The sequence below is a fragment of the Citrobacter sp. CtB7.12 genome (genome assembly GCF_001297795.1).
Classification (GTDB): Bacteria; Pseudomonadota; Gammaproteobacteria; order Enterobacterales; family Enterobacteriaceae; genus Citrobacter_A; species Citrobacter_A amalonaticus.
Window position 1 is genome coordinate 137,650 of the sequence record NZ_LIFT01000006.1, and the last position, 14,815, is coordinate 152,464.

Genomic DNA, 14,815 nt, shown 5'->3' on the forward strand with positions numbered 1-14,815 from the left:
TCCGTTTTTATCTGTCGAGATTTGCTGCATTTTCTCCGCGGCGCGGTGTTTTTATGACCTGAACCACGAAAATGAAACCGGGTTCAGTTTCACCCTTGAAAGCAGTGCCGGGATTGCTCAGTATCATACTGAAACCGGTTTCTTTTTTGTCATAGCAAATTAACGAGGGAAACTATGTCTGGATTTAACGCGAATTTCATGTGGGGCGGGGCGGTCGCCGCTCATCAGCTTGAGGGCGGCTGGCAGGAAGGCGGAAAAGGGATCAGCGTTGCTGACGTCATGACGGCGGGCGCTCATGGCGTGGCGCGAGAAATTACCGATGGCGTGCTGCCCGGCAAAAACTACCCTAACCACGAGGCGATCGATTTTTATCATCGCTACAAAGAAGACATTAAGCTTTTCGCTGAAATGGGCTTTAAATGTTTCCGGACGTCCATTGCCTGGACGCGCATTTTCCCACTTGGGGATGAAACGCAGCCAAACGAGGCGGGACTGCAATTTTACGACGATCTGTTTGATGAATGCCTGAAGTATGGCATTGAACCGGTAATTACCCTGTCGCATTTCGAGATGCCCTACCATCTGGTGACGGAGTATGGCGGCTGGCGCAACCGGAAGCTGATCGACTTTTTTGTCCGCTTTGCGAAGGTCGTCTTTACCCGCTATCAGGGCAAAGTGAAGTATTGGATGACCTTCAATGAGATCAACAACCAGGCCAATTACCATGAGGATTTTGCACCGTTCACGAACTCCGGCCTGAAGTATCAGCCAGGTGAAGATCGTGAACCGGTAATGTACCAGGCGGCGCACTATGAACTGGTGGCCAGTGCGCTGGCGGTGAAGGCGGCACGAGAAATTAACCCGGCATTGCAGATCGGCTGCATGATCGCCATGTGCCCCATCTACCCACTGACCTGTGCGCCAAACGACATGATGATGGCGATGAACGCCATGCACCGTCGCTACTGGTTTACCGATGTGCATGTGCGGGGGAAATATCCGCTGCATATTCTCAACTATTTTACGCGCCGCGAGTTTGACCTCGATATCATGGAAGAAGACCGTGTTGCTCTGTCCGAAGGCTGCGTCGACTACATCGGTTTTAGCTATTACATGTCGTTTGTCACCAAAGCGACAGACGATAACCCGCAACTCGATTATGACGAGAGCAAAAGTCTGGTCTCCAATCCCTACGTACAGAAATCGGACTGGGGCTGGCAGATTGATCCGGTGGGATTGCGCTATTCGCTGAACTGGTTCTGGGATCACTACCAGTTGCCGTTGTTTATCGTTGAGAACGGGTTTGGTGCGATTGATGTTCAGTTGCCTGACGGCACCGTGGATGACAGCTACCGTATCGAGTATATGGCGGCACATCTTCGTGAAATGAAAAAAGCGGTGGAAGAGGATGGCGTGGATCTCATGGGGTACACGCCGTGGGGATGTATCGATTTGGTTTCTGCGGGAACGGGAGAGATGAAAAAACGCTACGGGTTTATCTACGTTGATAAAAATAATGACGGTAGTGGGACGCTGGCGCGCAGTCGTAAGAAATCTTTCGCCTGGTATCAGCAGGTGATAAAAAGTAACGGTGAATCCCTCTGATTTCAGCCACTTGATACTTGGCCCCGCACAGAATGCGGGGCGTGTTTTATACTCATCACCCAAACGTATACTACTTTGCTTGATCCAGGTCATGCATACGTTATGTTGCGCCAGAGAGGAAAAGCGGTATAATCCGGCGATTTTTTTTGTGGTTGCCACTCGTCTGAGGAAAGGAGAAGAGTATGAAGATCGTGGAAGTCAAACACCCACTCGTCAAACACAAGCTGGGTCTGATGCGTGAGAACGATATCAGCACCAAACGCTTTCGTGAACTCGCCTCGGAAGTAGGCAGTCTGCTGACCTACGAAGCGACTGCGGGCCTGGAAACCGAAAAAGTAACCATTGAAGGCTGGAATGGTCCGGTCGAAGTGGATCAAATCAAAGGCAAAAAAATTACCGTTGTACCTATCCTGCGTGCCGGTCTGGGCATGATGGAAGGCGTGCTGGAAAACGTACCCAGCGCACGTATCAGCGTGGTCGGCATGTACCGCAACGAAGAAACGCTTGAGCCGGTCCCGTATTTCCAGAAGCTGGTATCCAATATCGACGAGCGCATGGCGCTGATCGTCGACCCGATGCTGGCAACCGGGGGTTCTGTTATCGCCACTATCGATCTGCTGAAAAAAGCGGGCTGCAGCAGCATCAAAGTGCTGGTGCTGGTGGCGGCGCCGGAAGGGATCGCCGCGCTGGAAAAAGCGCATCCGGATGTGGAACTCTACACCGCGTCGATCGACCAGGGCCTGAACGAGCACGGATACATTATTCCGGGGCTGGGTGATGCCGGCGATAAGATTTTTGGTACGAAGTAAGTGAATAACTGATAAATAGCCGACTTTAAGAGTCGGCTTTTTTTTGAATAAAACAACTCAACGATTCATAACAAACACACTCAGAGGAAAACACTATGACGCGCCGTGCTATCGGGGTGAGTGAAAGACCGCCACTTTTACAGACAATCCCGCTTAGTTTGCAACACCTGTTCGCCATGTTTGGCGCAACCGTGCTGGTGCCAGTTCTGTTTCATATCAACCCGGCTACCGTTCTGTTGTTCAACGGGATCGGGACCTTGCTGTATCTCTTTATCTGTAAAGGAAAAATTCCTGCCTATTTAGGTTCAAGCTTCGCGTTTATCTCACCGGTTCTGCTGCTGTTGCCGTTGGGATACGAAGTGGCGCTGGGCGGCTTCATCATGTGTGGTGTGCTGTTCTGCCTGGTTTCTTTCATTGTCAAGAAAGCGGGAACCGGCTGGCTGGACGTGATGTTTCCTCCTGCGGCAATGGGCGCAATCGTTGCCGTCATCGGTCTTGAACTGGCAGGCGTGGCCGCTGGTATGGCTGGATTGCTGCCTGCGGAAGGACAATCTGCGGATTCGAAGACCATTATTATCTCGATGGTGACGCTGGCGGTGACCGTGTTTGGCTCGGTGCTGTTTCGTGGTTTCCTTGCGATTATCCCGATCCTGATTGGGGTACTGGCAGGTTATGCACTGTCATTTGCGATGGGCGTGGTTGATACCACACCGATTGCCGAGGCGCACTGGTTTGCGCTGCCGACCTTCTACACGCCGCGCTTTGAGTGGTTCGCCATTCTGACTATTCTGCCTGCGGCGCTGGTGGTGATTGCCGAACACGTCGGTCACCTCGTGGTGACGGCGAATATCGTCAAAAAAGATCTGGTTCGCGATCCGGGTCTGCATCGCTCGATGTTTGCCAACGGTTTGTCGACGGTGATTTCTGGCTTCTTTGGCTCCACGCCGAACACCACCTACGGTGAGAACATTGGTGTAATGGCAATCACCCGTGTTTACAGTACCTGGGTAATTGGCGGCGCGGCGATTTTCGCGATTCTGCTGTCCTGCGTCGGTAAACTGGCGGCGGCGATCCAGATCATTCCGCTACCGGTGATGGGTGGGGTGTCATTGCTGCTGTACGGGGTGATCGGGGCATCCGGTATTCGCGTGCTGATTGAATCGAAAGTGGATTACAACAAAGCGCAGAACCTGATCCTGACCTCTGTCATTCTGATCATTGGCGTCAGCGGCGCGAAAGTGCACATTGGCGCGGCGGAGCTGAAAGGAATGGCGCTGGCGACGATCGTTGGGATCGGTCTGAGCCTGATCTTCAAGCTGATTTCTGTCCTGCGCCCGGAAGAAGTGGTGCTGGACGCGGAAGATGCGGATACGCCGAAGCCGTAAAATGGGATCCGGGCAGTGATGCTGCCCGGTTCTAACGCGACGGAATTCTGTGGTAAACTCATCACGATTTTAATGAAATCTGGGTTGAGGTCTCTCTGAACACACCGGCACAGCTCTCTTTGCCACTTTATCTGCCTGACGACGAAACGTTTGCAAGTTTCTGGCCGGGAGATAACGCCTCTTTACTGGCCGCACTGCAAAACGTGCTGCGCCAGGAGCATAGCGGATACATCTATCTCTGGTCGCGTGAAGGCGCCGGCCGCAGCCATTTGCTGCATGCTGCCTGTGCTGAATTATCGCAGCGTGGTGATGCCGTGGGCTATGTGCCGCTGGACAAGCGCACCTGGTTTGTACCGGAAGTGCTCGACGGGATGGAACACCTGTCGTTAGTCTGTATCGACAATATTGAATGTGTCGCGGGTGATGAAGAGTGGGAGATGGCGATATTTGATCTCTACAACCGCATTCTGGAATCCGGAAAAACGCGGTTACTGATCACCGGCGATCGTCCTCCACGGCAGTTAAAGCTGGGGTTGCCCGATCTGGCCTCGCGTCTGGATTGGGGGCAAATCTACAAGCTGCAACCGCTGTCGGATGAAGATAAGCTGCAGGCGCTACAGCTACGCGCCCGACTGCGCGGATTTGAACTCCCGGAAGACGTGGGGCGCTTCTTGCTCAAACGGCTCGACAGAGAAATGCGCACGCTGTTTATGACGCTCGATCAGCTTGATCACGCCTCCATCTCCGCGCAGCGCAAATTGACCATTCCGTTCGTGAAAGAAATTCTGAAGCTCTAGCCGAAATACAAGGTTACGCATCGCAGTCGGTCTGATAAGCGTAGTACCATCAGGCAGAACGGTGCGGATGCCGGAGGGCGACGTCGCCTTATCCGGCCTGATTACCCAAACAAACGCCCTCACTCAGAGGGTGACTTCTCAACTGCCAGATCGTTAAGTAAATGCTGCATCAGCAGTGGAATCGGTCTGCCCGATGCCACGCTTCTTCCTCCTTCGCGCCACAACGCCGTACCGCTGACGTCGAGATGCGCCCATGGAATCGTCGCCGGACAAAAATGATGAAGCAGCCAGGCCGCCGATGCGCTGATTGCCGCGTTGTTAGTCGGCGTATTGCACAGATCGGCAATCGCGCTCTCCGTTTGTTTTTTCAGGTGAGCGTCCAATGGCAGCGACCAGACTCTGTCTCCGCTCTGTTCACCGGCAACGGTTAACGCCGCACGCAGCGCGCTATCCTGGGTCATCAATCCACTCAGCTCATAGCCCAGCGCTTTCACCACGGCGCCGGTCAGCGTTGCTAAATCAATGATATAGCGAGTCTCTTTGTGGCGCTGGCTGGCCCAGGCAATGGCGTCAGCAAGTACCAGTCGTCCTTCGGCGTCGGTGTTGTTGATCTCCACCGTCATCCCGTTACAGGCGCGTGCTACGCTACCCGGCTGCATGGCGTCGGGACCAATGGCGTTTTCCGCCAGCGCCAGTACGCCCATGACTCGGACCGGCAGCGCCAGCCGGGCAATACTCAGCATCAGCCCAAGCACGTTGGCTGCGCCGCACATGTCGTACTTCATGGTGTACATGCCCGCGCCTTCTTTCAGCCACAAACCGCCGGTGTCGAAAGTGATGCCTTTCCCGACATAGCTGCGCACCGGGCCGCTGCTGACGCCGTCGTAATGAATCGCCAGCAGGCGGGGCGGGCGGCTGGAGCCTTTCCCCACGGCGTGCAGCAAGCCAAGGCCTTGCGCTACGATGGCCTGTTCGTCCAGCACTTCGCAGCGCAGGTCAGGGTAAGCCGCGCATAGACGTTGGGCCTCTTCGACAACGACCTGCGGTGTACACTGCTCGGATGGCATATCCGCCAGGCGGCGGGCGGCGACCATGCCGTTGGCAATGGCCTGCTGCCGACGGAAAATTTCCTCTAACGCTTCCTGCTGTTCGGGTAAACAAAGCGCCGTTATGTGGTCGAGTCGTATCGTCGCGTTGTCTGTAGTTTTCAGTTGCAGGTCGTCAAGGCGATGTACCTGATTGAACAGAAAACGCAGAACCTGAAGCAGCACGGTTTCGTGTATTTCGCGAACATCAATGATCACGTGAGAACTGACCGGCGTGGTGAACAGTGGACGTAATGCGTTCAGCAAACCGTCGGTCAGGTTGTCCTGCCACAGTGCTGATGGAATGAGGGTGATGCGTTTGTAAGGGGCGCAGCCAAAACAGGTATCCGCCATGTTACCCGTGGCACGCATTTCGTTTATCAGCGCGGTGTCTGGTAACTGTTGGCTTGTGGGACGGGCAATCAGGTGCGCGTTGGGTTGCGCCTCTGAAAGGGACTGAATCAACTGATATGTCATCATTATTCTTCCTCTATTGGCGCACGGATCCGTGCCGCATAGGCCTGCATCCACGCCTCATCGACTGGCTGGTAATACGTCTTTTCGTGCCGACGTTCCGCGAGATAGACGGTGAGTGGATGACTGGCGGTGGCAACGGTAAACGAGAAGGTTTTGATATTGGTCGCCGCGCCAAATTCTCCCCGGTGATTCATACACACGACGGATAAATCGCCCACCCTGCCAAAGCGGGACATCAGGTTGTCCTCCAGTTCAAAAACCACTGAGTCCGCAGCCTGCTGCGGTGTCATGCCCTGTGCCATACGGCGAACGATTTCGTAGCTGGTGCAACCCTTCATCAGGTCTTCGCCAACGCCAGTGGCGGTCGCGGCGCCGATTTGACTGTCGCAGTAGAAGCCGGAACCAATAATCGGGGAATCTCCCAGACGACCGCGTTTTTTCATAAACAGACCGCTGGTGGAGGTCGCCACGCTCATCGAACCTTGTGTGTCCAGTCCGATAATGCCGACGGTATCATGGCCGTCATAAGGACTCAGTCCCTTATCCAGCGTCTCGCGGCAGCGTTTGCGATAGTGTTGGATGGCGCGGTCGGTAAGCATGGTTTTTTCTGCAAACCCCTGGCTTAACGCCCATTCTCGTGCACCCTGGCCGACAAGCAGGCTGTTATACCGTTGACGACTCAGGGCGTGCGCAACGCGTACCGGATTGGCGATATCCACGAGATTGCCCACGGCGCCGAACGCCAGCGTGTCGCCATCCATGAATGCGGCATCCAGTTCCACCTCACCCTTTTCGGTTGGCAGTCCGCCGTAGCCAACGGACTTGTATAATGGGAAGTCCTCAACTGCGGCAACGGCATCGACTACCGCACTGGCCGCTGTTTGGCCTGCAGCCAGCGCGGAAGCGGACTCAGTAACGCCTTCAAGCGCCATTCGCCAGGTGGCGATAATTCCCCACATGTTTTACTCCTGTTTAACGGGTGTACTCTCGTTTTGTGCCAGCGTGGTGACTTCCGCCGCGCGGTACTGTTTATCGACAATACGCATAAATGGCAGATAGAGCATTGCGCCAATCAGTAAATTGATGATCTGCATGACGCTACCGCTGAGATGGCCTGTGACGATAAAACCACTGATAACCGGCGGCAGCGTCCATGGAATAAACACGCCCGTCGTGACGGCAACAGCGCCAATTTTCATTGCGACGTACTGGATGGTGACTAACACCAGAGGCACCAGGTTGAACGGTATTAGCATGATGGGGTTCATGATGACCGGCAGACCGAACAGAATGGGTTCGTTGATATTGAAAATCGATGCGCCAGCTCCCAGTCGGGCCACTTCCCGCATGTTTTTACTGCGGGCAAAAATCAGCATTGCGATAACCAGCGATAAGGTTGCGCCAGCGCCCCCCATCCAGATCATGTCAAAAAACTGCTCGGTGATAATATGCGGTGGCGTAACGCCCGCCTGAATGGCGGCGATGTTATCCGTCTGGTTCTCCATCCACAGTGGCCGGATAATGCCGTTGATCATTGAGCCAGAGTTAATCCCTACCGACCATAAAATCGTGATGCTGAAAACCGTCATCAGCGCGCCAAAATAGGAGGTGCCATAGTGACGAACCGGCGTCGCAACCACTTCATAGATAAAGCGGTGAATTGTCTGGTAGTGGGTATTTTCAAACAGGATGCGAATAATCAGCACCAGGATCATTACCAACAGGGCGGGGATCAGCGCGGCAAATGATTCCTGCACGGCAGGCGGAACCCCTTCGGGCATCTTGATGACCAGTTTTTTGCGTTTCAGCCAGCAGAACAATTCCGTCCACAGCAACGAGCCAATCATTGCCACAAATAGCCCTTTAGTGCCGATCCATTCTACTGGTATCACGGTGATGCCGCCGTTATCCGCAACTTTGATAAACGGGGTGAGGATCAGAAAGCAGACCAGCGCCAGGATGCCGCAGGAGATACGGTCTTCACCGTAATGTTCCGCCAGACGGTAGGCAACCAGGAAACTGATGAACAGTGACATCGTTGAGAACACCGCGTTAAACGGGATCTCGATAATACTGCTCCAGCTTTCACCAAACGCGCCAGACATAAATTGCTGATAGGTCTGGTTCGGAAAGGAGGAAATAACCAGCAGAATGGAGCCGACGATAATGAACGGCATAAAGGAAACATAAGCGCCGCGGATCGCGCCCAGGTGACGCTGCTGCGCCGTTTTGGCCGCAAGCGGCATCAGTTTTGCTTCAAGAAATCCCAGAACATTGTTCATTGTGAACTCCGTACAAGATCGGATGAGAGTATTTATGGTATGCCAGAGGATTATCAGGGAAGCTCCGCAGTCGAAAGGTGAATCTGGTCACAATGTGTTCGCCTTATAAATATAAATCTCATATGATTAGTTATCTCTTTGGAAAAGGATTTGGCGATGGAAATAAAACTGCATGCCAATGCCACCACGACACCGCGCATCCGTCGTTATCTGCAGCAGTCGGATAAAAGCGACAGAGCGCTGGCCGCTGAGCTGGGGATTTCCGTCACCACGGTCAGGCGCTGGCGACAACGTGAGCAGACTGCCGATCGGCAAACTACGCCGAAAGTGATACATAAAGCGATGAGACAAGAGCAGATTGCGCTGATTAACGGACTGCGGGATGCGACCGGCGCGCCGTTAGATGAGCTTTTGTTACTGGTCAATGAAGGGCTGGGCATTCACGTTTCCCGTGCGACGCTAAATCGTTATCTTAAACCTGCAAGGTTGATGCGTCAGGGGACACTTTTGCAGGGGAAAAAGGCACTGAAGGCCGGGCATTTCCCTCATGTGCTTGAGGTGCATCACCTCCCGCTTTCACTGCATATGGAGGATGGCGGGGAGCATCATGTGCTCTGGGCTCGTGAACCGGTGAGCGGCTGGTGCTACGCGCGACTGTATGCCGGGATTTCGCCGCATCTGGTCATGAAATGGCTGGATGCGCTGCTGACAGCCTGTCCGGCTGATATACAATCTATTGAGACATTCTTTTCTGACACCCATCTTGATGGGCTGGAACAGGGGCTGATAGCACGAGGAATGACGCACTACATAAACCATAACGTGCAGAATGCGATTCAGGTTAACCTTCCGCTGGTGGCGATTGTGCCGCGGGTAAAGGACGTATCAGCCAGTCAACTGCTGGCAGAAATTTGCGAAAGTTATAATACCGGCAAGGCGCAGAAAAAACTGGGGGAGATGACGCCGCAGGCTTTTCTCGAAGCACTACGGCGGGAGTGATTAGCCGATGATTTCCAGCACGTGTTCCGGTGGACGGCCAATACGCGCCTGGCCGTTCGCCACTACAATTGGACGTTCCATCAGTTTCGGGTGTTCCACCATCGCCTGAATCAATTCATCTTCACTCAGACTGCTGTCAGCCAGGTTGAGCGACGCGTAGAGATCCTCTTTTCGGCGCATCAGTTCCCGGGCGCTTTCCATGCCCAGCATCTTCAACAACTGACGCAGCGTTGCGGCATCGGCAGGCGTTTCCAGGTAAAGCACCACTTCTGGCTCCACACCGTGCGATTGCAGCAGGTTCAGCGTTTCGCGGCTCTTGGAGCAGCGCGGGTTATGGTAGATTTTTACGGCCTTTGACATGGAGAATCCTTTTTACATTTTCGTGTACGGCTTAAAGCGTTCCTGCAACTGGCGCAGTTGGTCGATGCGCGCATCGTAACGCGCCTGTTGTTGGCTGCCCAGCTTCACTTGCGAACTGGCGCTGCTCAGTAACGAGATGGCCTGATCGAGACGGCCCGCCAACGCATACCCTTCCGCACGCGCGGCCAGTTCCTGATCGCGGTTATACAGCGCGGCTTCCGCCTGCGCCAACAGATCCCAGCCGTTGGCGTCGTCCTTGTTATTAAAGGTATAACGGTTAAGGATGGTTGCCGCTTCTTGTGGCTGACCGCCCTGTAGCAGGGCGTTCGCAAGGTTAAGTTGCAAAACCGGGTTGACTCGCAAATCACGCGCTTTTTTCAGTCGGGCAATCGCGTCACTGGTTTTCTTTTGTCCGAGGTCGATGTCGGTGGCCAGATCCAGATACCAGGCGTTATTGGGCTCAGCGGACAGCAGCGGTTGCAGCGCTTTGCGAGCCTCGTCGTATTTATTGGCTTCCATCGCCTGTAACGCACGGCCATACTGCGCTGCGCGCTGCTGTCGGACGTTACCTTTTGCCCACTCGTCGAGCATGTCGCTGGTCAGTTGGTTTCGCCCGGAGTTATACATCCCCAAAGTTCGCGCTTTCGCCAGATAGAAATCTTCAGAGGATTGCACCACCACCGGACGCATCTGGTTTGCGCGATTGCGGGTATCTGAAAGACGACTTTCCGGCAGGGGGTGGGTCAGCAAAATTTCAGGCGGACGCGAGGAGTAACGCGCCTGGTCGAGCAGTTTTTCCAGGAAGGTCGGCATCGCCTGCGGATCGAATCCAGAACGTTGTAAAACCTGAATGCCGATACGGTCTGCTTCCTGTTCATTCTGCTGCGTGAAGCTAATCATTCCTTGACGCGATCCCGCCAGCGTGCCGGTGAGCGCGGCCATCCCGGCCTGAGGGCTCGCCATCGCCAATAGAATGGAGCCTAACGCGCCAACCCAGGTCAGCGGCGCGCTGCGTTTCTGATCTTCCATGGCGCGCGCAAGGTGGCGCTGGGTGACGTGCGAGATTTCGTGCGCCATAACTGAGGCGAGCTGACTTTCGTTATCGGAATAGCGAAACAGGGCAGAGTGCAGCACGACGTTACCGCCAAAAAAAGCAAAGGCGTTGATTTCGTCATTGTTAATCAAAAAGAAATGGAAGGGCGTCTTGACCGAATCGGCGTGTGAAACCAGACGCATACCCAACCCATTAATGTACTGAACCAGCAGCGGATCGTTAATCAGCGGCGCGCTGCCACGCAGCTGGCGTACATAATAATCGCCCATCTGCATTTCCTGACCGATGGAAAGCGTACTTGCCGCCGAGGTTCCCATGTCCGGCAAGCTGTCCGCGGAGTTTGCGAACGCGGGAGCCACCTGACTCAGGGTCAGCGCGGCAATGAGGGTAGCAACCAGGTTCTTCTTAAACTGCCTGAACATAACCTCTGTCCTGTTTTCTTTGAGATAGTCATTTGACCGATGCCGGGTCGTATCGTTCCGTGTCTGCCGACACAGGCAGTGTAACGGCGAAATTTGTCGATGAATACCCTGCACAAATGACTTTTCAGTTTCCAGAATCAGCAATAAAAAGCGAAGTCTTTTTTGTGACATTTCGATACAATTCGGGATCGCAATCCCGCTATTGAGGTTCAGGGAAGGTTTTATGCTCGAAATGTTGATGCAATGGTATCGCCGTCGCTTTAGCGACCCCGAGGCGATTGCCTTGCTGGTTATTCTGGTTGCCGGGTTTGGCATTCTTTTCTTTTTTAGCGGATTACTGGCGCCGCTGCTGGTTGCCATTGTGCTGGCGTACCTGCTGGAATGGCCAACGGTGCGTCTTGAAGCCATCGGCTGCTCGCGCCGCTGGGCGACCTCTCTCGTGCTGATCGTATTTGTCGGCATTTTGCTGTTGATGGCCTTTGTGGTGATGCCGGTGGCATGGCAACAGGGGATCTTACTGATTCGCGACATGCCAGGCATGTTGAACAAACTGTCGGATTTTGCCGCTACGCTGCCGCGTCGTTATCCGGCTTTAATGGATGCGGGCATTATCGATGCGATGGCGGAAAATATGCGCACCCGCATGCTGACGATGGGCGATTCGGTAGTGAAATATTCGCTGGCCTCTTTGGTCGGGCTGCTGACTCTGGCGGTCTATCTGGTGCTGGTGCCGCTGATGGTGTTCTTCCTCGTCAAAGATAAAGAGCAAATGCTGAACGCCGTGCGTCGTGTGCTGCCGCGTAATCGCGGGCTGGCGGGGCAGGTCTGGAAGGAGATGAACCAGCAAATCACTAACTACATCCGCGGCAAGGTGCTGGAGATGGTGGTGGTGGGCGTGGCGACCTGGCTGGGCTTCCTGATGTTTGGCCTCAACTACTCACTGCTACTGGCCGTGCTGGTGGGGTTCTCGGTACTCATTCCCTATATTGGCGCTTTTGTAGTCACCATTCCTGTGGTAGGCGTTGCGCTGTTCCAGTTCGGTCTGGGGACCGAGTTCTGGAGTTGTTTCGCCGTCTATTTGATTATCCAGGCGCTGGACGGCAACCTGCTGGTGCCGGTGCTGTTTTCTGAAGCAGTCAATTTGCATCCGCTGGTGATTATCCTGTCAGTGGTGATCTTTGGCGGCCTGTGGGGATTCTGGGGCGTGTTCTTCGCCATTCCGCTGGCGACGTTAATCAAGGCCGTTGTCCATGCCTGGCCGGATGCGCAGGTCGTTGACGAGTCCTGATGCGTTTATGTAACAGGGAAGTGGTGAACTGTGTGCTAGTCGATGCGCTCTGAGCGAAAGGCAAAAAGGTAGCGCGAGATAAAAAGGCGAGTGTAAAAAAGGACGCTTAAACAGACAGCCGATTACCCGGCCTACACACGGTAGGCCGGACAGGGCGTCAGCCGTCATCCGGCAGCGTGAAAGTCAGGCGTTTTCTTTCAGCCAGTTCAGCACCACATCGTGGTGATTACTGGTTTTGAAATCATCGAAAACGTGTTCAATCTTACCGTCAGCGTCAATCAAGAAGCTGATGCGATGGATCCCATCATAGGTTTTCCCCATAAAGGATTTCTCGCCCCAGACGCCAAACTGCTCGCAGACCTGATGATCCTCGTCGGACAGCAGGGTAAAGTTAAGCAGCTCTTTTTCGGCAAAACGGGAAAGCTTTTCAGGCTTGTCAGTGCTGATGCCCAGCACGTCTACACCTGCTTTTTTCAGCTCATCCATGTTATCTCGCAGGCCACAGGCCTGAACGGTACAGCCTGGCGTCATGGCTTTCGGATAGAAATAGACCAGCACACGCTGTCCCTGGAAGTCGGTCAAATTTACTTGTTCTCCGTCTTGATCCGGCAAGCTAAATTTCGGTGCGATGTCACCGGCTTTCAGTGGATTCATTACTTAACTCCATCCTGTTCATCATGTTGTGAATAATTAACAACGTTAATACTGCCTTGTGCATTGAGTTCTGTACATAGTGCTTTAAAGGCCTGTTCAATATTTGCGGCATCATCCGATGCCGGACTGTGGGCGGTAATCTGGATGTATAACTGCGCCGCCTTATCATTTTCAGCAGGTTGCGTGCGCGAAACCAGTTCCGCAATGTTCATTCGATGGTTATCAAACAGGGCTGTAAATCGTTCAATTAAATGTGGCGAATCCGGTACATCAACCTGAACCCATACCGTTGCCGGCATTGGCGGACGGGGATGCGCCGTCGTACGCTTCATCACAATCAGTAAATCCAGCTCTGCACCTTTCAACGGCAGGGTCGATTCGATCAGGGTGATGGCATTCCAGGTACCCGACAGCAGCATGATAAACGTAAACTCATCGCCCAACATGGCCAGGCGACTGTCTTCGATATTACAGCCGCAACTGCTGACATGGCGGGTGATCGTGTTCACAATTCCAGGGCGATCGGCACCCAGCGCAGTAATAACCAGGTAATGTTGCGATGAAGGTGTCAAACCTGTTCTTCCTTTGAGAGGTGGGGTAATCATAAGGAAAGCATAAAAAAAACCTGCATACAACAATCAGAAGGGCTCTCGTCGCTTGCTTTTATTGTCGTACCAAACGTAACATTGAGACACTTGTTTGCACAGAGGATGGCCCATGTTCACGGGAAGTATTGTCGCGCTTGTTACACCGATGGATGAAAAAGGTAATGTCTGCCGGTCAAGCCTGAAAAAACTGATTGATTATCATGTCGCCAGTGGCACCTCGGCGATCGTTTCTGTTGGCACTACCGGTGAGTCCGCTACGCTGAGTCATGATGAACATGGCGATGTGGTGATGATGACGCTGGAGCTGGCTGATGGGCGTATCCCGGTGATTGCCGGTACGGGCGCGAACGCGACCGCAGAAGCCATTAGTCTGACGCAGCGTTTCAATGACAGCGGAATTGTCGGCTGCCTGACGGTAACGCCTTACTACAACCGTCCGACTCAGGAAGGTTTGTTCCAGCATTTCAAAGCCATCGCGGAACATACTGACCTGCCCCAAATTCTGTATAATGTGCCATCCCGTACCGGTTGCGATATGCTGCCGGAAACCGTTGGTCGTCTGGCGGAATTAAAAAATATTGTCGCAATTAAAGAGGCGACAGGGAACTTAAGTCGGGTTCACCAGATCAAAGAGCTGGTTTCCGATGATTTTCTGCTGCTCAGCGGCGATGACGCGACCGCGATGGACTTTATGCAGTTAGGCGGTCATGGCGTGATCTCCGTGACGTCTAACGTTGCGGCGCGTGATATGGCGGAAATGTGCAAACTGGCGGCGGAAGGGCGTTTTGCCGAGGCGCGTACCATTAATCAGCGTCTGATGCCGTTACATAACAAACTGTTTGTCGAACCCAACCCAATCCCAGTGAAATGGGCATGTAAGGCGTTGGGCCTTGTGGCGACCAATACGCTGCGCTTGCCGATGACACCCATCACAGACAATGGTCGTGAAATTGTCAAAGCGGCGCTCAAGCATGCCGGTTTGCTGTAAAG

14 protein-coding genes are annotated in these 14,815 nt (G+C 53.8%); 7 read left to right on the top strand and 7 right to left on the bottom strand.

What is annotated here, in order from left to right; translation table 11 throughout:
- Window positions 1–174: 174 nt before the first annotated feature.
- The 4 genes from AOY24_RS09870 to AOY24_RS09885 all read left to right on the top strand — a co-directional run bounded on the left by AOY24_RS09870 (window position 175) and on the right by AOY24_RS09885 (window position 4,596).
- Window positions 175–1,605 (top strand): 6-phospho-beta-glucosidase, encoded by a 1,431-nt coding sequence (locus AOY24_RS09870; protein ID WP_054176567.1) that lies wholly within the window; start codon window positions 175–177, stop codon window positions 1,603–1,605.
- 182 nt (window positions 1,606–1,787) lie between these two features.
- A complete protein-coding gene (gene upp, locus AOY24_RS09875; RefSeq protein WP_003037929.1) occupies window positions 1,788–2,414 on the top strand; it encodes a uracil phosphoribosyltransferase in 627 nt (208 codons plus the stop codon).
- 95 nt (window positions 2,415–2,509) lie between these two features.
- Window positions 2,510–3,799 carry a uracil permease gene (gene uraA, locus AOY24_RS09880; RefSeq protein ID WP_042999850.1) on the top strand — a complete coding sequence of 430 codons (1,290 nt, stop codon included), beginning with the start codon at window positions 2,510–2,512 and terminating at the stop codon, window positions 3,797–3,799.
- 95 nt (window positions 3,800–3,894) lie between these two features.
- Window positions 3,895–4,596: a DnaA inactivator Hda gene (locus AOY24_RS09885; protein WP_061069784.1), complete on the top strand. Its 702-nt coding sequence runs from the start codon at window positions 3,895–3,897 to the stop codon at window positions 4,594–4,596.
- Window positions 4,597–4,715: 119 nt separating this feature from the next.
- Here the strand turns inward: AOY24_RS09885 and AOY24_RS09890 are convergent, their stop codons facing one another.
- The 3 genes from AOY24_RS09890 to celB are packed head-to-tail and all read right to left on the bottom strand — an operon-like array spanning window position 4,716 to window position 8,440.
- Window positions 4,716–6,161 (bottom strand): M17 family metallopeptidase, encoded by a 1,446-nt coding sequence (locus tag AOY24_RS09890; protein WP_054176568.1) that lies wholly within the window; start codon window positions 6,159–6,161, stop codon window positions 4,716–4,718.
- Window positions 6,161–7,117 carry a N(4)-(beta-N-acetylglucosaminyl)-L-asparaginase gene (locus AOY24_RS09895; protein ID WP_042999853.1) on the bottom strand — a complete coding sequence of 319 codons (957 nt, stop codon included), beginning with the start codon at window positions 7,115–7,117 and terminating at the stop codon, window positions 6,161–6,163. The genes AOY24_RS09890 and AOY24_RS09895 overlap by 1 nt, the downstream gene beginning before the upstream one ends.
- Window positions 7,118–7,120: 3 nt before the next feature.
- Window positions 7,121–8,440 carry a PTS cellobiose transporter subunit IIC gene (celB, locus tag AOY24_RS09900; RefSeq protein WP_042999854.1) on the bottom strand — a complete coding sequence of 440 codons (1,320 nt, stop codon included), beginning with the start codon at window positions 8,438–8,440 and terminating at the stop codon, window positions 7,121–7,123.
- A 156-nt stretch (window positions 8,441–8,596) separates the two neighbouring features.
- Between celB and AOY24_RS09905 the strand changes: the two genes are divergently transcribed.
- On the top strand, window positions 8,597–9,439 hold the full coding sequence (locus tag AOY24_RS09905) for a helix-turn-helix domain-containing protein (protein WP_054176569.1): 843 nt from the start codon (window positions 8,597–8,599) through the stop codon (window positions 9,437–9,439).
- On the opposite strand, the gene arsC is transcribed toward AOY24_RS09905, so the two are convergent.
- Both arsC and bepA read right to left on the bottom strand, forming a co-directional pair.
- Window positions 9,440–9,799: an arsenate reductase (glutaredoxin) gene (arsC, locus tag AOY24_RS09910; protein WP_042999856.1), complete on the bottom strand. Its 360-nt coding sequence runs from the start codon at window positions 9,797–9,799 to the stop codon at window positions 9,440–9,442.
- Window positions 9,800–9,811: 12 nt separating this feature from the next.
- Window positions 9,812–11,275: a beta-barrel assembly-enhancing protease gene (gene bepA / locus AOY24_RS09915; protein WP_054176570.1), complete on the bottom strand. Its 1,464-nt coding sequence runs from the start codon at window positions 11,273–11,275 to the stop codon at window positions 9,812–9,814.
- Between the two features lie 223 nt (window positions 11,276–11,498).
- On the opposite strand from bepA, the gene AOY24_RS09920 reads away from it, so the two are divergent.
- On the top strand, window positions 11,499–12,563 hold the full coding sequence (locus tag AOY24_RS09920) for an AI-2E family transporter (RefSeq protein WP_042999858.1): 1,065 nt from the start codon (window positions 11,499–11,501) through the stop codon (window positions 12,561–12,563).
- 183 nt (window positions 12,564–12,746) lie between these two features.
- Here AOY24_RS09920 and bcp read toward each other — a convergent pair whose 3' ends face one another.
- The gene (gene bcp, locus AOY24_RS09925; RefSeq protein WP_042999859.1) at window positions 12,747–13,217 is read right to left on the bottom strand and encodes a thioredoxin-dependent thiol peroxidase; all 471 of its coding nucleotides are present in this window, start codon (window positions 13,215–13,217) and stop codon (window positions 12,747–12,749) included.
- Entirely contained in the window at window positions 13,217–13,789 is a 573-nt protein-coding gene (locus AOY24_RS09930) for a glycine cleavage system transcriptional repressor (protein ID WP_042999860.1), read from the bottom strand. Before AOY24_RS09930 ends, bcp begins: the two co-directional genes overlap by 1 nt.
- Window positions 13,790–13,934: 145 nt before the next feature.
- On the opposite strand from AOY24_RS09930, the gene dapA reads away from it, so the two are divergent.
- On the top strand, window positions 13,935–14,813 hold the full coding sequence (gene dapA / locus AOY24_RS09935) for a 4-hydroxy-tetrahydrodipicolinate synthase (protein ID WP_054176571.1): 879 nt from the start codon (window positions 13,935–13,937) through the stop codon (window positions 14,811–14,813).
- Window positions 14,814–14,815: the final 2 nt, after the last annotated feature.